Below are 19,024 nucleotides of genomic sequence, written 5' to 3' on the forward strand. Positions count from 1 at the left end.
TTTATTCTTAAAGATTATTTGATATTTGGGTCACCTTGTTTCAAGAAGAAACGTATGGCCAACTTTTGTACCCAAGTACCGTATGGCGGATAGAACAACTGGGTTGGGAAGAAACGATGACGTGCAAACACTGTTTTAGCATGAGAAAGTTCACGGAAACCTTCTTCGCCATGATAAGAACCCATGCCAGAGTTTCCGATTCCCCCGAAAGGTGCATCGTGGTTGACTACATGCCAGCCCCAATCATTCAAGGTCACGCCACCAGAGTGAGTTTGCTTTAAGACGTAATCACGTTCATTGGCATCGTGGGTAAAGAAATATAAAGCCAATGGTCGCTCACCTGCCTGAATATACTGAATTGCATCATCTACGCTATCGTAAGCAACCACAGGTAAAACTGGGCCAAATAGCTCTTCTTTTAAAATTCGCATCTCTGGGGTGCAATTCAGCACAAGATGCACGGGCATACGACGTGCATCTTGGTCTCGATCATATTCACCACAGGTAATGATTTGAGCGCCTTTGGCTTGGGCATCATCCAAAATATCGAGTAAACGGTTTAAATGACGATCATTCACAATCGAGGTGTAATTGTCATTGTTGCGAATGTTATTGCCATACATACTGGTGAAATTCGTTTGGCATTCTGTAACGAATTGATCCACTTTTTCTTTTGGTACCAGTGCATAGTCGGGTGCAACGCAGATCTGACCACAGTTGGTCGCTTTACCGTGTAAAACGCGTTTTGCAGCATCAGCCAGTGGATAATGACGGCTGATTAAAGCAGGGGATTTACCACCAAGTTCTAAGGTGACTGGGGTTAAATTATCTGCTGCCGCACGCATAACGACGCGACCAATTGCTGGCGAACCTGTAAATACAATATGGTTGAAGGGTAGTGAGGTAAATTGTGCTGGATCAAGGATCTCTTCACCAAAAACAGAAACCTCATCTTCACTAAAAATTTCAGCCAGCATCCGTTTAACCACAGCATTGGTTGCAGGCGTGACTTCGGGTAGTTTGATCATCACCCGATTACCTGCTGCAATTGCGGCAATTAAAGGACCTAAGGCCAGATAAACTGGAAAGTTCCAAGGAACAATGACCCCAACAACACCTTTGGGCTGATACTGCACTCGTAAGCGATTCGATAAAAATAGCAATTCAGTGCTACGTTTGCTTGGTCGCATCCAACGGCGGACATGGCGAATGGCATGTTCTGCTTCAAGTACAGAACCGAGTAAATCCAGCAGTTTTGATTCATCTACAGAGCGTGAACTAAAGTCGGTATTAATTGCAGACGCAATCACATCTTGATAACGGATAATTTGTTTTTTTATTTGCAATAATTTGCGACGTCGATCATCGAGAGCAGGGTAGGGCTGAGCAGTAAAAGCAGCACGTTGTTGCTTGAAAACCGAATGCATATGCTCGGTTGCAGGATCACTGAAGACCTGTGAAGTTGAAAGTGTCATTGTTGCTCCTTTCATGCTTATTAGTAGAATAGACTTTATGATTGATGCGTTTTGTAGTCGATGTTAAATTGAGACAACAAAAAGTAATTTAGTGCCATTATGCATCATCACTTAAGGGATGAGGTGAAAAAATGCGTAAACAAGAGCTGGGCTCAACATTGGTCGAAGCACGTTATGATCAACAACAGATGGCTCAGGGAACACCGATTCTTGGTTTAACTAGTCTGCTAGACGCGATGCAACAACAAGGTTATAGTCTGACAGAACTTTTGGCTGGTACGGGCATTTCTCAGGATGCACTGAATAGTGCAGCTTCCCATATTTCTCCCTATCAAAAATTACAACTGTTTAAAACCATTCAGCGTTTAACCACAGATCCGCTGATTGGTATGCGGGCGGGTCAAAAGCAACGCTTATCCGACTTTGGTGTCTATGGCTATGCGCTTTACGCTTCCCGTAATTTTCAACAAGCAGTGGAGTTTGGTATTCGTCATATCAAACTCGCTGCACCCGTCCTTAAGAAAACCTTTTCAATTCAAAAGCAAGTCGCCATTTTTGAAGGCCATGAGATTATTGCGCTCGGCAAGCTATTGCCTTTGGTCTGCGAGTTTTGGTTTAGTTCGATGCAAAGCTTGATTGAATGTGTTTTGGAAGCGCCATTTCAAGCTAAAAAATTATTACTGCCTTATCCAGCCCCAGAATATGCGGCAGAGTATGAAAAGGTATTTCGTTGTCCTGTCGAGTTTGATGCTGAGGTGATGCAATGGCATTTTGATCTTGATTGGCTTGATAGGCCTTGTCCCAATGCTAATCCGATTACTGCGGATATGTGCCAATCTTTTTGTGAGCGCATGTTAGCAACAGATGACAATGAGCAAGAGCCCGAGTTAGTTCGTACCATTCGACTTATTTTATTAGATGCTGTGGGAAGCTTTCCAACTGCACAACAGATGGCGGATCAATTACATTTATCTAAGCGAACTTTGTATCGTCGTTTGGCAGATGTCGATATCAGTTATCAGGAAATTTTAGATAGTACTAGACGCCGACTTGCCGATGAGTATTTAACAACCAGCTTGAGCATCGATGAAATTGCAGAACGTTTAGGATTTTCTGACACCTCAAATTTTAGAAAAGCCTATCGAAATTGGGTTGGGATTTCACCAAATGAGTATAGGCTACATAAAAATAATGAAATTGAGTTTAAATAAGTCGTTTTATTCTCGGAATATGAATTTTTAATATTATTTTAATATCCTATGATAATAATACTTATTATAATTTGAGAGCAATACAATAAGGGTTATTCTCCTGCTTTTATTTTAACCAGAATAGTAGTTTTGTAAATGAATGATATTTGTTTTAATTATCATTTGTTTAAAAACGTTATTTTTTAATCAAAAATTGCACCATAATATAGCATTAATATTTTGAATAGGTTGTATTTTGTTTGTTTATTACTCGGATGTTTTGATCGATTGATCTAAATTGTTTGATAAAAATATATTAATAATTAAAGTCTTATATTAAAAAGTATATTTGCATACTTTTAAAGTATTTTTCATGTGAATGGCTGTGTTGACTATATAATTAAATTAAATGAATTACCTAAAGTTAAATCGCATAGAATCTGTGCTGGATTAGGGTAGGGTCTACCCATTAATAAAAAATTTATTATGCTAAGGATTGCGTTCAATGCTGACTTTTTTAGGTATCAGCATGATCATGTGCTTTATGTATTTGATCATGTCAAAACGTCTCAGTGCATTAGTTGCATTAATTTTAATCCCATTCATATTCGCCCTCATTGCTTGGGGTCTCGGTTTTTATTTTGACAGTTTGAGTCATATCCAGCTCGCTGAACTTGGCAATACCATGTTAGAGGGGATTAAAAAACTGGCGCCAACTGGTGTGATGTTGCTTTTTGCAATCTTGTATTTTGCATTAATGATTGATTCGGGCTTATTTGATCCTTCGGTCAGATGGATTTTAAAGAAAGTAAAAGGTGATCCGCTAAAAATCACATTAGGTACGGTTTTTTTGACGCTACTGGTTTCTTTAGATGGTGATGGTTCAACCACGTACATGATCTGTGTGGCTGCTATGATGCCGCTGTATAAACGTGTTGGCATGAATCCCCTGATTATGACCTGTTTGATGCTGCTTTGTAGCGGTGTGATGAACTTGACACCATGGGGTGGACCGACTGCGCGTGCAGCGAGTGCATTACAAGTCGATGCCAGTGAAGTGTTTATTCCAATGATTCCATCGATGATTGTGGCTGCTGCTTGGTTATTCTTCTTGGCTTATCTGTATGGCATGTATGAGCGCAAACGCTTAGGTGTGATTGAGTTGGTGGATATCAGCCATGCTGATGATATTTCAATTTCAAAAGATCCAGAAGCACAACGTCCGCATTTACGCTGGTTTAACGGAATTTTAACACTGGTGTTAATGGCGTCTTTGGTGAAAGGGATTTTACCAATGTCGATCCTGTTTATGCTGGGTTTCTGTATTGCATTGGTGGTCAACTATCCATGTGTGAACATGCAGAAAAAACGTATTGCGATGCATGCCGATAGCGTATTAGCAGTGGTAGGTGTAATCTTTGCTGCAGGTGTCTTTACTGGAATTTTATCGGGTACAGGTATGGTTGAAGCCATGTCTAAAGGCTTCGTCGCGGTGATTCCGCCAAGTTTAGGACCTTATTTGGCACCGATTACGGGTGTATTAAGTATGCCTTTAACCTTCTTTATGTCTAATGATGCCTTCTATTTTGGTGTGTTACCGATTCTTGCAGAAGCTGCATCGCATTATGGTATTGCCCCTGTAGAAATCGCACGTGCATCGATTATTGGTCAGCCGATCCATTTATTATCGCCATTGGTTCCTTCAACCTACTTACTCTGTGGTTTGGCTGCAGTAGAAATGGGTGACCATCAAAAATTCACTTTGAAATGGGCATTTATTACCTGCTGCGTATTGATGGGCAGTGCATTAATATTTGGCGTATTCCCATTTTATAATATGTAAATCTAATTATGATGATGCTTTTATATGCATAAATATATAAAAGCATTCATATTTATTCGTTCCCCCTTAATTTTAAATTTTGCTTGAAATAGAGCGAAATAGCGTTTTTTTACTTTTTTTTAGATGGTTAGGAAGATAACAATGAAGATGAAAATTGCTCTCGCAACGATGATGAGTATTGCGACCTGTTCTGCATTTGCAGCACCAAAATTTTATGGAGAAATTGATGCAAGTATTGATTATTTACCAGAAAAAAATGCGAATTCATCCGATCGTGATGTCTGGAAGGTAAGTAGTAATAGTTCATTTCTTGGGATTAAAGGTGAGGAAAAATTAACCGAAAATTTGAGTGCGATTTATTTAGCAGAATGGGCATTTTATGCGGATGGAGATCGAAATGATTGGTCACAACGAAACCGTTTTGTCGGATTAAAAGACGAACGTTTTGGTACGCTTAAAGTCGGAAAACATAATACACCATTAAAAGATTTATCAAGCCCAGTGGATAGCTTTAATAACTATATTGGTAATAAAGCTGACATCACTGGGATTATGACGGGTGAAAACCGTGTCAATAATGTGGTGGTCTATGATTCTCCTGAAATTGCGTTCAATGGTGGTAACGTAGAAGCCAGTGTTTTACTCGCAACAGGCGAAAGTAGAGGCATTGAAGATGACAAGCGTGGTGGTGTGAATGCCGCTGGTCGTGGACTAGGAGATGCATGGTCTGCATCACTCAGTTATAGCCATCCCGTGTTTTTGGTTGGTGTCGGCTATGATAAAGCCATTCCAAGTGATTTCTTGGGACATGGTTTGCTGAATGCAGCAGAGACAGAGACCCAAGTTGAAGAAGTATTTGCAGCAGCAAATACGGTGCGTGTAATTGGTCGTTTAACGCCAATTGAAGGTCTCGCTTTAAAAACGCTGTATCAAACTTCAAAGGTTGCGGATAAAAAAGGGAATGATGCAGGTGCCATCAATATTGATGATTCACAAGGATGGTTGATTGGCGCTGAATACAAGTTACCAAATCAGTCGAAGTGGACTGTAAAAGCACAATACAGCCAAAACAACACCAGCTTTAAAAGCAATGAAGCAGATTTTGATGCTAAGCAATTATTGCTAGGAACTGATTATTCATTTAACAAACAAGTCAAAGCCTATGGTTATGCTGGATACTCAACTTTTGAGCAGGCGAGTGCTAAAGATAAGCAACCGATTGCAGGCACGGGTTTAGAATTTAAGTTCTAATTTTCAGTTGATTAGCATCAATGAATAGCGGAAGTTTCTTCTATTTATTGGTGCTTTTTCCATGAGTTTATATCCATTTTTCATGTAATAGCTCCATTTAATTCTTTAGCAAGATATGAACAATAAACTACAGGAAAAATTAATAATTTCTTCATTATTATCCTGTATATTGAGCGCATTGATCTTCATGGATAGTGCGGATAGAAAAGGAAATGATTTTTAAAGCATTAAATATTTCGTTATTTAATAGTGTAAATTCTTTTGCGAAAGAAAACCCATTGCTTGATCAGCTTGCGGTTTTTTTAGCTGAGGATTTGAATACGGTCTTTATTAGTTTTTTGGTATTTTTGTTGGTCACGCAGTGGAAAATATACAATCTTATATTTGCCAAAGCACTTGTGATTGTCCTGTTTTCTCTGCTGCTAAGTGACATTATTGAATTCTTTTATCATCATCCGCGTCCATTTCAGCTCGATTTAGGACATAAGTTGATTGGTCATGGTTCTAGTTCATCTTTTCCAAGTCAGCATACGCTCACAATCGTGATTATTGCATTTTCTTATTTGTTAGCGGGCTTTAAGAAGATTGGCATTATTGGCTTGATTCTCAGTGCCATTGTGGGTTTAGCAAGAATTTTTGTAGGCGTCCATTTTCCCTTTGATGTGATTGGTTCTTTTGTGATTGGTTTTATGCTGGTCATATCTATCAATTATGTTTTAAAAGCATTGGCAATCAGAATCAGAAGGTTGAAAATCATTCGCATTGCGGATTAGAGATTTAATCGAATCAGAAACGGGGTTTGACTCCGTTTTTTATTGCCTGAGTTATAAGAAATTTATTCGATTTCCCAAAGAGTTTACGCACTGTTTACGTTACTTCTATTGGAGCCTCAACTAAGCTGAATCTATCTATATAACTTGAGCTTTCAGCTATGAGTGCTGTACTTGTTGAGATCAATCATCCATCTGCGCTTAAAAAGTATATTCAAACGGCAATCTGCAACAATGATATTGATGGTGTTACGCTAAAAAAACGATTTATAGAAGAAGTCGAAACTTATTTAAAACATTATCCCAATACCCAGCATGTCGACATTTATTTATGTGATTTAAATGGACACTTACGCGGTAAACGTATTGATGTCGGTTGTCTAAAAAATCTGAATAAAGGCTGTTATTTCCCATTGTCGATTTATGCCATGAGTCTGGATGGGAAAGTGATTGAGGAGACAGGACTTGGCAAATATATTGGAGAGCCTGATCATTTATGTGAACCTGTTTTAGGAACATTAAAACCACATGCGCTTGAGCCCGAAACAACAGCTCAGCTACTGCTCAGCATGAAGGATGATCATCAGCAAGATTGCATATATGAACCTCGTAATATTTTAAAAAAGATGCTCTATCAACTTCACGATAAAAATTACGTTGCTTGCATCGCAGCCGAAGTCGAATTCTATTTACATCCTTTAACTGAATTGTCCGCTGTGCAAGAGTCCACAAGCCAGTGTTTTGATATTAATACCTCTGACACTTATCAACATATTCTGAATGAGATTGAAGCTGTTGCAAAAAGGCAGAATATTCAAATTACGGGAATTGTTTCTGAATCTTCTTCAGGGCAATATGAGATTAATTTGCAACATACAACGGACCTATTGAGCTTATGTGATCAGATTATGTTGCTGAAAAGAACCATCAAGCAGATTGCGAATAAACATGGGCTACGTGCAAACTTTCTTGCAAAGCCTGATATGCATAAAGCGGGCAGTGGTATGCACTTCCATATGAGTCTTTTAGATCAAAAGCAGCAGAATCATTTTAGTTCGGCGCAAGATAAAATCTCTGATAATTTATTAAAAGCGGTGAGTGGATTGCTGTTATTGATGCCTGATTCAATGGCGATCTTAGCGCCTAACTTAAACTCTTTTAGACGTTTTAAACTTGGTCATCATGTGCCGCTTGAAGCCAATTGGGGGTTGAATAATCGTAATGTTGCGATTCGAATTCCATGTTCTGATCAAGAAAATCAACGGTTGGAATATCGTGTTGCGGGAGCAGATTGTAATCCTTATTTGGCTGTGACAATGATGTTGATTGGAACTTTACATGGACTTACCCATCAATTAGATATTCCTAAGCAAGCACATCAGCTAAAACTGAAAAGTGAGCATGTATTATTGCCGACTGAGCAAATGCAGGCATTGCAATTATTCCAAGCCAACTCGGTTTTAATCGAATCCTTAGGTAAGGACTTTGCCACGCTATGGTGTACGCTAAAGCAGGCTGAATATCAAAGTGTTTATAGCCAAATTACAGCTATCGAAAAAAGCTGGGATATTTAGATGACTCATATTGACGATTGGGCAATGCGTAAGAGGGTTGATGGGTTATGCGCTCAGCGGGACTCGAACCCACGTCGGTCGCTTAGGAGGCAACTGCTCTATCCAGTTAAGCTATAAGCGCATAATTTTATGATTATAAACAAAAAAGTGATTGCAGAAGCAATCACTTTTTAATGAAACCGATCAACTGTTAATCTTCAGTTTTACGATTTAAAAATTTATAGAAAATAAACATCAATACAATCCAGATCGGAATCATCAGTACTGATTCTTTGAAGCCTTGTTGCCACATGATGTAGAGCACTACACCAATAAAAGCTAAAACTAAGTAGTTACTGAATGGAGACCACAAAGCTGGGTACGAAGTCTTGATTTGCGCTGTTTTGATATGACGTCTATATTTTAAATGGGTTAAGCTGATCATTGCCCAGTTTAAAACCAGCGCGCCAACAACCACATACATTAAATGTCCAAGCGCATCTTCAGGCACAAAGTAGTTTAACAAGACACAGCCAAAAATAAGGAAAGCAGAGAGAAGGACTGCTGGAACAGGAACCCCTTGCTTATTGGTTTTGGTAAAGATTTTTGGCGCATTACCTTGTTGAGCTAAACCAAACACCATACGGCTGTTGGCATACATTCCGCTGTTATACACAGATAATGCAGCTGTCAGGATAATAAAGTTAAGTAAATGCGCTGCCCAACCAATTCCCATTTGACTGAAAATCATCACGAATGGACTTTTATCTAAGCCACCTAAATCCAGTTGGTTCCAAGGTACAAGAGACAAGAGAATCGCAAGCGAACCCACATAGAACACTAAAATACGAATGACCACTTGGTTAATCGCTTTAGGAATAGTGGTCTTTGGATCTTTGGCTTCTGCTGCGGCCATACCAATCAGTTCAATTCCCCCAAAGGCAAACATCAGGAAAGCCAGCATATAGAACAGGCCATCGAAGCCATGCGGGAAAAAGCCGCCATGTGCCCAAAGATTGCTAAATGAGGCAGTTGAATTGGCATCCGCAGTGAAGAGTAGGAATAAACCAAATAAGATCATAGCAACGACAGCAGTCACTTTGATGATTGCTAGCCAGAACTCTGATTCACCATAGAATTTAACATTGGTCAAATTCACTGCTGTAATCACCACGAAGAAGAATAATACAGACTGCCAAGCGGGGATTTGTGGCCACCAGTAATTAATATATTTACCTACTGCCGTTAGCTCAGTCATTGCCACAAGGATATAGAGCACCCAATAGTTCCAACCTGTGATAAAGCCTGGAAATTTACCCCAATATTTATAAGCAAAATGGCTAAAAGAACCTGCTACAGGTTCTTCAACAATCATTTCACCTAAATGACGCATGATCAGAAAAACAATCAAGCCGCCAATTGCATACCCCAAAATAATAGATGGTCCAGCAGACTGGATAATTTGCGCAGAACCTAAAAATAAGCCCGTACCAATCGCTCCACCCATCGCGATGAGTTGGATATGGCGGTTTTTTAGTCCACGCTGAAGTTGAGAAGAATCGTTGTTCAAAGGACTGAGCTCGACGAGGAATTAACTGGATTATTCTAATAGATTCAAAGATTTTCGCCTAGTAAAAGTACAGTGATGCTATGACTGGAAAGTTGTTTTTAAAAGTCATTTAAAATCATTTATTTGCATGAATATTAAAATGAAAATTGCTGTAAATTTAGACGCTTAAATTCTGTCCTTGTTTTTCCCGACAGACGGATTGGAATTTCTGCCATTGTGAAAGTATGGAAACCGACTCAATATAAGGTCGAGATTTGAGCTCGTATGACCGATCCTAAAACAATTGGTCGTATGGTATTTTTGAATGCCATGCAGTAACTTTAGACTCAAAACCAATCTGCACCAAGAACATGATAAAAGGATGAAATTGACATGAGCTCAGTACCGCAAATCAAAGTCCCTGCAACCTATATGCGTGGAGGCACAAGTAAAGGTGTATTTTTCAAACTGGATGATTTACCTGAAGCGGCACAAGTAGCGGGCAAAGCACGTGATCAACTTCTTCTGCGTGTGATTGGTAGCCCAGACCCTTACGGTAAACAGATTGATGGAATGGGTGGGGCGACTTCAAGCACCAGTAAAACCGTCATTTTGGCAAAAAGTTCGGAGCCAGAACACGACGTTGATTATTTATTTGGGCAAGTATCGATTGACGAACCGTTTGTTGACTGGAGTGGGAACTGCGGTAATTTAACTGCTGCAGTGGGTTCCTTTGCGATTTCAAATGGTTTGGTCGATGCAACGCGTGTTCCTGAGAATGGCATTTGCACGGTACGGATTTGGCAGAAGAATATTCAAAAAACCATCATTGCACATGTTCCTGTGACCAATGGGCAAGTACAGGAAACTGGTGATTTTGAGCTGGATGGCGTGACCTTTCCTGCTGCCGAAGTGCAAATTGAATTTTTAGACCCAGCTGATGATGGTGAAGAAGGCGGGGATATGTTCCCGACAGGAAATGTGGTCGATCAATTGACTGTTCCTGAAGTCGGTACATTCCAAGCAACGTTTATTAATGCTGGGATTCCAACGATTTTCCTCAATGCCGAAGATATTGGTTATCAGGGAACTGAGTTACAAGAGCATATTAATAGTGATGCAGCAGCTTTAGCACGTTTTGAAAAAATCCGTGCCTATGGTGCAGTGCAGATGGGTTTGATTAAAGATATTTCGGAAGCAGCAGCACGTCAGCATACGCCTAAAATTGCTTTTGTATCACAGCCAAAAAGCTATAGCTCATCAAGTGGTAAACCCGTTGAGACGAGTGATGTGGATTTATTGGTTCGCGCTTTGTCGATGGGTAAATTACATCATGCCATGATGGGAACAGCAGCGGTCGCGATTGGTACGGCAGCTGCTATTCCGGGCACCTTGGTGAATTTAGCGGCGGGTGGCGGTGAGCGTGAAGCAGTTCGTTTCGGTCATCCATCAGGGACTTTGCGCGTAGGTGCTCAAGCTGAATTGATTGAAGGCAAATGGTCTGTGAAAAAAGCTATTATGAGCCGCAGTGCGCGTGTACTGATGGAAGGTTGGGTACGTGTACCGGGTGATAGCTTCTAATTTGTGTGCCATGTTATTTGATAAAGCCTTCATTTGAAGGCTTTATTATTTTGAATTGATTAAAAATACAAACACAATTTCTTCAGATAAATAGTGTTATGATGTGTTCATTCTGGCAAGTCTTGTCATTTTCCATTCATTAAGATTTCCCGAGGCAACTGTGTCATCTATCTCTCAAGTTAATGCGGATGTTTTAAAACAAGCTCAACAACGTATTCAACAAGATTTATTGACAGCATTGGCTGCATTTTCAATTCCAGAACCTTTAAAAGCAGCCGTTCATCATACCGTGATGTTAGGTGGTAAACGGGTTCGTCCTGCACTCTGTTATGCAGCAGCGTCATTACGGCCAAATCACAACTTTGCAGCAGCGCGCCGTGCCGCAGTTGCAGTTGAATTGATTCACTGTTATTCGTTGGCACATGATGATTTACCATGCATGGATAATGATTTACTACGTCGTGGACAACCCACTTGTCATGTCGCATTTGGTGAAGATACTGCCTTATTGGCCGGTGATATTTTGCAGTCGATGGCTTTTGAAATATTGGGCAGCCGTTTGTTTGATGAACAGGGCCAAGCAACTGAAGCGGCCATTGTCTTAAAACAAGTGCAAATCTTAGCAACAGCAAGTTCAAGAATGGTTTGTGGCCAGGTATTGGATTTACAGGCTGAAGGGGAAGGAAAACAAGTTGATCAAACTGAATTGGAAAATATTCACCGCAATAAAACAGGTGCTTTAATTCAAGCGGCGATTATGATGGGCGCGGTGACCATTTTTAATGGGACTGATCAGGCAATTCCTAAATTACGCCAATTTGGGCAAACGATTGGTTTAGCCTTTCAAGTGCAAGATGACATTCTGGATGTGACTGCAAGCACTGAAACTTTAGGCAAGACTGCTGGTAAAGATGAGCAAGTTCAGAAATCAACTTACCCATCGTTGATGGGCTTAGCGCAAGCACAGGCCTATGCACAAAGCCTGCATGATCAAGCTTTTGAAGCCTTGGCTTATTTTGGTGATGATGCCAAAGAGTTGGTTGAGATTTCACAGTTTTTACTGGCGCGTAAAAGTTAATCTTTGGTCAGCTTTGATCAATGATTGAATTTTATAAAAGACCATCCTTGTATGGTCTTTTTTTGGGAGTAGCTATATACCTTAATACAATTAACAGAATAGATTTAAACAGTTTATAAATCATTGTTTTAATGTAAAAGTGAATCTAAGATAAATAGATGATCCATAGAAATAACAACAGAGAATCGCTTTATGAATGACGATCAATTAGAACAATGTGCGCTTGAATATGGACAACAGTTGGCTTTTTCCATTCAGTCACAGCCTTTTGGTCCAGACTGTGAGGTCTTTAAAATCTGCGATAAGGTGTTTATGTTGATTGGGGCTTATTCGGGCAAGTTACTGGTGACGATTAAATGCAAACCAGAGAAAAGCTTGGAATATCAGGAGCTGTATCCCTCTATTTCGGCAGGTTATCACATGAATAAGAAACACTGGATCTCGATAGCCAGTGGTCATGAAATTACAGCTGATTTACTGCAAGATCTGATTAAAGATTCATATGATTTGGTGGTGGGGAAACTCCCTGTTAAAGATCGAAAACGGATTCAGAATGTATAAAAAATAAAGCAGCGATAACGCTGCTTTATTTTTGGTTGGAAACAGGGCTTAGTGTTTACCCATAATTCCACGAATAGCATTGAGTACATCGGCTGGAAGTACCACAGTTTTTGCGTTGCTTGATTTAGAAAGATCCTGCATCGCTTTCACATATTGCTCACCGAGTAAGTAAGCAACAGGGATCTCTTTATCACCTACGGCAGTGGTGACCATTTCAATCGCACGTTGTGAAGATTCAGCAAGGACTACCTGTGCTTCTGCATCACGACGAGAGGCTTCCAAACGACCATCTGCCTCTAGAATCGCAGCCTGTTTTTCACCATCGGCTTTGGTCACCGTCGCACGACGTTGACGTTCAGCTGCTGCCTGTGCTTCCATCGCCGCTTGCATGGTGTGTGATGGTTGAATATCTTGAATTTCAACCGTTTTCAAGGTAATACCCCAATCTGAGATATCGTCAGAAATGGCCGCTTTGAGTTTCGCTTTAATATGATCACGAGAAGACAGCGCATCATCCAAGTCCATTTCACCCACGATTGAACGGAGTGAAGTTTGAACAAGGTTTTGAATTGCCCATGTATAGTTTTCAATCCCGTACACCGCTTTTTCTGGGGTGGTGAGATTAATATAAGCGACCGCATTCATGACCAATACCGCATTGTCTCGGGTAATCACTTCTTGTGAAGGAATATCTAAAACAATATCTTTGGTCGTGATTTTATAAGCAACTTCGTCTACATAGGGAATCACGAAATTTAGACCTGGCGCCAACGTGGTATGGTATTTACCTAAACGTTGCACAATCCATTTATAACCTTGGGGAACAATGCGAACCCCTTTAAAAATGGTTATACCAATAAAAGCTAAAAAAGCTAAAACAACAATCGTACCGACAGACATTGAAAACCCTCTTTGTGTTTATGACGTATGAGGTTGAACGACTAAATCATTACCTAAAATATCAACCACGCGAACGCGATCACCAACGTGTACTGGAACAGCACAACGGCAATTCCATTCATCAGAACCTAAGACAGGCATCGAGAAGCGTACAATGATTTGTCCATGTTCAAGACCAGTCTGGATGACCATACCAACTTGACCAATGGTTGCTTCGCGTGGGAGTCCTGCTTTGGTTTTATCAATTGACAGTGGTTTGATAAATTTGAACCAAAGAATCGTACATAAAATAGATAAAACACCCCAAGTAATCACTTGGGTGGTAAAGCCCATCATCGGGAAAAGCCACAGTAAAATACAGACCATGACTGCTGCTATGCCAAACCATAATGCAGCAAAAGCAGGCAAAATCAATTCTGAAAGAATCAGTAAAATCCCTAATACAAACCAGTGCCAAGGTTCAACTACAAATTCCATAGATTTGCTCGCATAATGAAACGGAGTGGAGGTGAAAAAATATTCACCTTTAGCACTGTAACAGATCATTATCTTGATGAATATACAAAGATTGTTTTTTTAGAGTTTAGGGCTGGCGCTGCTTAAAGCACTGGTCCATTGGACAGGTTTTTATCAGCGGCAACAGCCCTTTAGCGGATTTTTAGAATTTAGATTTTGGTGCAGGTTTGAGAGCCGCAGGGGAGTTTTTAAATGTGGTAATGGCATTTCGAATTGCAGTGATCTTGGCTTGAGCCGCTTTTTCACCTTCTAAAATCGCTTCATTACTGGATTTTAGGTCTAATGCGCCTAAATGACCCACTTTAGGCTGAATCACGACGGTGGCTTGACTCAACTCTTCATTAATACTTTGTTGGCCCATGATATTAATGGTTTGATCTAGTAAGCCCCACATGCTTAAAGGTTTACCACCCACTGGACGTGCAGAGATATCCACAGCAATCACGATATCAGCACCCATATCTTTGGCTGTTTTTACTGGAATTGGACTGACGAGGCCACCATCCACGTATTTGGTATTGCCAATCACCGCAGGCACAAATACATTTGGAATACTACATGATGCACGAACTGCTTGTCCGGCATTGCCTTTAATAAACTCAGCTTTTTTCCCATTATCCAAACGGGTTGCGACCGCAGCAAAACGAATTGGGAATTGCTCAATCGGTTTATTGCTCACTTGCGTATTCACATAATTCTGCAGTTTTTGACCAAGAATAATGCCTTGGCTATTTAACGTTAAGTCACGCAAATCGGATTCTTGCAGTTTTAACGCCAGATTCTGCATTTGATAAGGGGTTTGACCACTGGCATAAATACTGCCCACGAAGCTCCCCGCACTAGTGCCCGTCACGATTTTAGCTTTAATGCCATGCGACTCTAACACCTTGATTACGCCAATATGGGCAAAGCCTTTGGCACCACCACCACCCAACGCGAGTGCAATGACAGGTTCACGTGCTTTAATCGCCGTAGTTTGAGGTGTTTTCTTTGCTGCTTGATCACAACCAAATAAAGCGAGGCTTAGAACAGCCAAGCAAGACAGTCGAGCAATTTTCATATCAAATGCAGATAAAATGAACAAAAAGATGGGCACATCAGATCAGATTTGCCCTTAATTTTCTAGTTTTTTTTCACAAGTTTTTGTAATGGTTCTGCCAGCCAATCAGGGTTCTTGGGTGAGAAGTGCCCGACATAACGTTGCATGATCTGTTCGAGGTCCTGTTGATAATGACCTGTTGGGGTAAAAGCACCTAAACAGTAAATGGTTTTGTGATCATAATCAAAGGCAAACATCACAATTGGAATACCAGCAGCATGAGCGATATGGTAAAAACCGCTTTTCATTTTTTCGGCTTTTTTACGGGTTCCTTCAGGCGCCATGCCAATCCAGATTTTATCGTGCTGATGAATCGTGGCAACCACCTGTTCGGTAAGCCCGTGAGCACTATCACGATGAACAGGAATGAGTCCCGCCCAGTTTAGAAGTGGCTTCAAAGCTGGTTTAAATAAAGTATCTTTACCTAAAACCGTAATTTTTAAACCCAGACCACCTATCGCGAGAAAGCCATACCAGCCATCAATATTCGAGGTATGGGGAGAAATAATCGCAACCGCTTTGGGTAGATTGGGAATCTCACCGACAACCGTCCAGCCTTGGCCGAGAAAAAGTTTTTTACACAATGCACGACTATAAACTGTACCACGTTGTGGAACTAGCGGAGGTAAATCTGGAAAATGCTGTAGCATAAATCACGATATGTAATGACAACTACAATTATGTTAAACATTCATGACCGTAGCTGCATTGGCAAAAAATAAGATTTTATTGCCTTAGCGATGAAAGGGTTGGATACTTGAGCGACCTTATCGTGCAGCTATGGAAAACTCGGAATGCCTAATCTTAGACAGATTTACATTTTATTGTTTTCTTTGTATTGGGCACAGGGTTTGCCTGTTGGTTTTATGACGCATGCATTGCCGGTGATTTTAAGGGCGCAGGGGGTGTCGCTGGCACATATTGGTGGCTTTGGTTTATTAATGTTGCCTTGGTCGATTAAGATCTTTTGGGCAGCCTATGTCGATCGTTTGGGTATCTCTCGATTTGGGCACTACCGTAGTTGGATTCTTCCAACTCAATTATCTAGCGTTATTATCCTCGTTATTTTATCTTTTTTCCCGATACAAACACTTGATCAACCCAGTTATCTGCTGGTTTTCTTTGCTTTGCTCCTAGTCATGAATTTAACGGGAGCAACGCAAGACATTGCCACAGATGGTTTAGCTGTCAATTTACTTAAAAGTGATCAACAGCATTGGGGGAATACCTTTCAAGTGATTGGATCGCGTTTGGGCTTCATTGTCGGTGGGGGAGCTGTACTTTGGTGTTTGGATTGGCTGGATTGGCAAAAGACTTTTCTGGCTTTAGCCTGTTTGGTTTTTTTAAACACATTGCCTGTTTTGTTTTATTCCGAGCCGCAACATAAAAGCAAAGACACACTCAATAAAGCACATGCTCAATCGTTTATACAGGCGGTCAAAAGCTATTTAGATTATTTCCAATCTTCTTCAGAATTAAAAGCATGGTTGCTGGTATTGATCAGTTTTAAAGTGGCGGATGGTTTAGCTGGACCTTTATTAAAACCTTTAATGGTGGATATGGGATTGAACTTCACCCAGATTGGGGTGTTTATTACCATGTTTGGGGCGATTGCGGCATTATTGGGAGCAGCTGTTGCTGGGCTACTGTTAAAATACTTTTCAAGAATACATTGTTTAATTGTGTTCTCATTTCTGAAAATTATAAGTTTGAGTGCCTATGCTGTTTTAGGCTATGCCTATGAATCACAGTTTCACATTGCGCCACTTTGGTTGTATGTGGTCAATGCGATTGAAGATGCCTGTTCAGCAATGCTGCTGGTGGTGATGTTGACATTGGTCATGCAATATAGCCGTAAACCTTTTGCAGGGACGGACTTTACCTTTCAGGTTTCAATTATGGCCACGGTGAGTGGTTTTCTCTATTTATTCAGTGGCGTGATTGGAGATTGGCTCGGTTATGCGGATTATCTAATGGTGATTTGCTTCATTTCAATCCTGTGTTTGAGCCCAATTTTTTATTGGAAAAATAAAGCAAGATAGTGGTCACTTTTTATTACAATTTTTGTATTTAAAAGATGTGCGTTGAAACAAAAAACTGGGGTACATGACTTAGCTTATATGGGAATAGAATGATTTTCGTCGGATTTTATTATTTTATGAATATAGAAAATTCTGTGAATAGAAATCATGTGATCTCACTATAATTAATTGATATAGATATTAAATTTTCAGTTAGAAATGTCGTAAATAGATCAATTCGAATGAGTAAGTGAGTGTATAAAAATTAAACTTTAGTCGAAATTGGAATAAATTAATAAGATTTTAATCGTTTTGTCATATAAAGTTAATGTGTAGGATTTGTTACAAATTTAACCAGGATGTAAACAATGAAAATCAAAATTGTAACAGCAGCAGTGCTCAGTCTGCTTGCAACAACCACATTTGCAGCACCGACATTTTATGGTGAAATTGATGCCAGTGTTGATTATTTACCAGAAAAAAATGCAACTAAATCAAACAAAGATGTTTGGGAAATCAGTTCAAACAGTTCATTCGTTGGGATTAAAGGCGATGAAAAACTGACTGAGCGTTTAAGTGCAGTCTATGCTATCGAATGGGCATTTAATGCCGATGGCGATGGTGATGACTGGAGCAAGCGTAACCGTTTTGTGGGTTTAAAAGATGCACAATTGGGTACATTAAAAATTGGTGCACATGATACGCCATTAAAACAACTTTCAAGTACAGTCGACACATTCAACAACTATGTTGCCAACAAGGCTGATATCACAGGTATTTTCACAGGTGAGAACCGCGTATCAAATGTGGTTGTCTATGAATCTCCAGCCGTGAAATTACTGGATGGTGCGTTTAAATTTAATGCATTACTTGCGACTGGTGAATCAAGTGGTATTAAGTCAGACAAAGGTGTTGTTAAAACTGCGGGTCGTGGTTTAGGTGATGCATGGTCAACATCGATCACTTATGAAAATCCATTAGTGGTAGCAGGGATCGGTTATGACAAAGCGATTCCAAGTAATTTCCTTGGTCGAGGCTTCTTAAATGCTGCTGAACCGGCAATTACGGGGGGGAGCCTTTTTGCTGCGGCGAATACAGTTCGTGCCATTGGTAAAGTGACACCGCTTGAAGGTTTAGCATTAAAAGCACTTTATCAAACTTCTGAAGTTGAAAAGGCCGAAGGTAATGCGGCAGGTTCTGAAAATATTGATGATGCACAAGGCTGGTTACTGGGGGCTGAATATAACATCCCTCAAGCGAAAAACTGGACCGTGAAAGGCCAATACAGCCAGAATGACACCAGCTTTAAAACCAACACTGCCGATTTTAAAGCAAAACAAATTATTGCTGGTGCGGACTATGCTTTTAACAAACAAGTGAAAACCTATGGTTATGCAGGTTATTTAACGCTTGAACAAGCAAGTAAAAAAGATAAACAACCTGTAGCGGGTCTAGGTTTAGAATTCAAGTTCTAATCTATTTGTCTTAGAAAGCGCCCTTTAAGCTTGCTTAAAGGGCGCTTTCTTTTTTGTGGAAGCGTTAATGAAATTACAAACTATTATTTTATAATAACAAAGTGACATTTAAGTTTGAGTAGTGGTAAAGTATCCTTAGAAAACAGGATGTTATTTTAATTA

The 19,024-nt window shown here is 40.1% G+C and carries 16 protein-coding genes and 1 tRNA gene; 10 read left to right on the forward strand and 7 right to left on the reverse strand.

The window, feature by feature from the left end:
- Positions 1 to 14: 14 nt before the first annotated feature.
- Entirely contained in the window at positions 15 to 1,475 is a 1,461-nt protein-coding gene (locus F957_RS16630; protein ID WP_016541406.1) for a coniferyl aldehyde dehydrogenase, read from the reverse strand.
- Positions 1,476 to 1,606: 131 nt separating this feature from the next.
- On the opposite strand from F957_RS16630, the gene F957_RS16625 reads away from it, so the two are divergent.
- The 5 genes from F957_RS16625 (at position 1,607) to F957_RS16605 (ending at position 8,103) form a co-directional block, all read left to right on the forward strand.
- Complete coding sequence (locus tag F957_RS16625) at positions 1,607 to 2,686, forward strand: AraC family transcriptional regulator (RefSeq protein ID WP_016541405.1); 1,080 nt, start codon at positions 1,607 to 1,609, stop codon at positions 2,684 to 2,686.
- A gap of 484 nt (positions 2,687 to 3,170) precedes the next feature.
- Positions 3,171 to 4,508, forward strand: coding sequence for a CitMHS family transporter (locus F957_RS16620; protein ID WP_016541404.1), 1,338 nt, complete (start codon positions 3,171 to 3,173; stop codon positions 4,506 to 4,508).
- A 141-nt stretch (positions 4,509 to 4,649) separates the two neighbouring features.
- Positions 4,650 to 5,759, forward strand: coding sequence for a porin (locus tag F957_RS16615; protein WP_016541403.1), 1,110 nt, complete (start codon positions 4,650 to 4,652; stop codon positions 5,757 to 5,759).
- A gap of 212 nt (positions 5,760 to 5,971) precedes the next feature.
- Positions 5,972 to 6,532, forward strand: a complete 561-nt coding sequence (locus tag F957_RS16610) for an undecaprenyl-diphosphatase (protein WP_016541402.1) — start codon at positions 5,972 to 5,974, stop codon at positions 6,530 to 6,532.
- 158 nt (positions 6,533 to 6,690) lie between these two features.
- Positions 6,691 to 8,103: a glutamine synthetase family protein gene (locus tag F957_RS16605; protein WP_016541401.1), complete on the forward strand. Its 1,413-nt coding sequence runs from the start codon at positions 6,691 to 6,693 to the stop codon at positions 8,101 to 8,103.
- A gap of 48 nt (positions 8,104 to 8,151) precedes the next feature.
- Here F957_RS16605 and F957_RS16600 read toward each other — a convergent pair.
- Both F957_RS16600 and F957_RS16595 read right to left on the reverse strand, forming a co-directional pair.
- Positions 8,152 to 8,224, reverse strand: a tRNA-Arg gene (locus F957_RS16600).
- Positions 8,225 to 8,293: 69 nt separating this feature from the next.
- A complete protein-coding gene (locus tag F957_RS16595; protein WP_016660181.1) occupies positions 8,294 to 9,652 on the reverse strand; it encodes an amino acid permease in 1,359 nt (452 codons plus the stop codon).
- 372 nt (positions 9,653 to 10,024) lie between these two features.
- Here F957_RS16595 and prpF point away from each other — a divergent pair, with 372 nt between their 5' ends.
- From prpF to F957_RS16580, 3 genes are all read left to right on the forward strand, one after another.
- Positions 10,025 to 11,212: a 2-methylaconitate cis-trans isomerase PrpF gene (gene prpF / locus F957_RS16590; protein WP_016541399.1), complete on the forward strand. Its 1,188-nt coding sequence runs from the start codon at positions 10,025 to 10,027 to the stop codon at positions 11,210 to 11,212.
- A 160-nt stretch (positions 11,213 to 11,372) separates the two neighbouring features.
- Positions 11,373 to 12,290 (forward strand): polyprenyl synthetase family protein, encoded by a 918-nt coding sequence (locus tag F957_RS16585; protein WP_016541398.1) that lies wholly within the window; start codon positions 11,373 to 11,375, stop codon positions 12,288 to 12,290.
- 192 nt (positions 12,291 to 12,482) lie between these two features.
- Positions 12,483 to 12,851, forward strand: coding sequence for an MmcQ/YjbR family DNA-binding protein (locus F957_RS16580; RefSeq protein ID WP_016541397.1), 369 nt, complete (start codon positions 12,483 to 12,485; stop codon positions 12,849 to 12,851).
- A 48-nt stretch (positions 12,852 to 12,899) separates the two neighbouring features.
- Here F957_RS16580 and F957_RS16575 read toward each other — a convergent pair whose 3' ends face one another.
- The 4 genes from F957_RS16575 to F957_RS16560 form a co-directional block, all read right to left on the reverse strand.
- Entirely contained in the window at positions 12,900 to 13,751 is an 852-nt protein-coding gene (locus F957_RS16575; protein ID WP_004652274.1) for an SPFH domain-containing protein, read from the reverse strand.
- An 18-nt stretch (positions 13,752 to 13,769) separates the two neighbouring features.
- Complete coding sequence (locus tag F957_RS16570) at positions 13,770 to 14,228, reverse strand: NfeD family protein (RefSeq protein ID WP_016541396.1); 459 nt, start codon at positions 14,226 to 14,228, stop codon at positions 13,770 to 13,772.
- A gap of 181 nt (positions 14,229 to 14,409) precedes the next feature.
- Positions 14,410 to 15,327, reverse strand: a complete 918-nt coding sequence (locus tag F957_RS16565; RefSeq protein WP_016660182.1) for a patatin-like phospholipase family protein — start codon at positions 15,325 to 15,327, stop codon at positions 14,410 to 14,412.
- 62 nt (positions 15,328 to 15,389) lie between these two features.
- Positions 15,390 to 16,016, reverse strand: coding sequence for a lysophospholipid acyltransferase family protein (locus F957_RS16560; protein ID WP_016541394.1), 627 nt, complete (start codon positions 16,014 to 16,016; stop codon positions 15,390 to 15,392).
- A 144-nt stretch (positions 16,017 to 16,160) separates the two neighbouring features.
- Here F957_RS16560 and F957_RS16555 point away from each other — a divergent pair, with 144 nt between their 5' ends.
- Both F957_RS16555 and F957_RS16550 read left to right on the forward strand, forming a co-directional pair.
- Entirely contained in the window at positions 16,161 to 17,408 is a 1,248-nt protein-coding gene (locus F957_RS16555; RefSeq protein WP_016541393.1) for an MFS transporter, read from the forward strand.
- Between the two features lie 347 nt (positions 17,409 to 17,755).
- Positions 17,756 to 18,862 carry a porin gene (locus F957_RS16550; RefSeq protein WP_016541392.1) on the forward strand — a complete coding sequence of 369 codons (1,107 nt, stop codon included), beginning with the start codon at positions 17,756 to 17,758 and terminating at the stop codon, positions 18,860 to 18,862.
- Positions 18,863 to 19,024 lie beyond the last annotated feature (162 nt).

The sequence above is a fragment of the Acinetobacter gyllenbergii CIP 110306 = MTCC 11365 genome (assembly GCF_000413855.1).
GTDB lineage: Bacteria > Pseudomonadota > Gammaproteobacteria > Pseudomonadales > Moraxellaceae > Acinetobacter > Acinetobacter gyllenbergii.

Coding starts and splice junctions, on each gene's coding strand:
- F957_RS16630 (WP_016541406.1), bottom strand. CDS start 1,475: ATGACACTTTCAACTTCACAGGTCTTCAGTGATCCTGCAACCGAGCAT.
- F957_RS16625 (WP_016541405.1), top strand. CDS start 1,607: ATGCGTAAACAAGAGCTGGGCTCAACATTGGTCGAAGCACGTTATGAT.
- F957_RS16620 (WP_016541404.1), top strand. CDS start 3,171: ATGCTGACTTTTTTAGGTATCAGCATGATCATGTGCTTTATGTATTTG.
- F957_RS16615 (WP_016541403.1), top strand. CDS start 4,650: ATGAAGATGAAAATTGCTCTCGCAACGATGATGAGTATTGCGACCTGT.
- F957_RS16610 (WP_016541402.1), top strand. CDS start 5,972: ATGATTTTTAAAGCATTAAATATTTCGTTATTTAATAGTGTAAATTCT.
- F957_RS16605 (WP_016541401.1), top strand. CDS start 6,691: ATGAGTGCTGTACTTGTTGAGATCAATCATCCATCTGCGCTTAAAAAG.
- prpF (WP_016541399.1), top strand. CDS start 10,025: ATGAGCTCAGTACCGCAAATCAAAGTCCCTGCAACCTATATGCGTGGA.
- F957_RS16580 (WP_016541397.1), top strand. CDS start 12,483: ATGAATGACGATCAATTAGAACAATGTGCGCTTGAATATGGACAACAG.
- F957_RS16575 (WP_004652274.1), bottom strand. CDS start 13,751: ATGTCTGTCGGTACGATTGTTGTTTTAGCTTTTTTAGCTTTTATTGGT.
- F957_RS16570 (WP_016541396.1), bottom strand. CDS start 14,228: ATGGAATTTGTAGTTGAACCTTGGCACTGGTTTGTATTAGGGATTTTA.
- F957_RS16565 (WP_016660182.1), bottom strand. CDS start 15,327: ATGAAAATTGCTCGACTGTCTTGCTTGGCTGTTCTAAGCCTCGCTTTA.
- F957_RS16560 (WP_016541394.1), bottom strand. CDS start 16,016: ATGCTACAGCATTTTCCAGATTTACCTCCGCTAGTTCCACAACGTGGT.
- F957_RS16555 (WP_016541393.1), top strand. CDS start 16,161: ATGCCTAATCTTAGACAGATTTACATTTTATTGTTTTCTTTGTATTGG.
- F957_RS16550 (WP_016541392.1), top strand. CDS start 17,756: ATGAAAATCAAAATTGTAACAGCAGCAGTGCTCAGTCTGCTTGCAACA.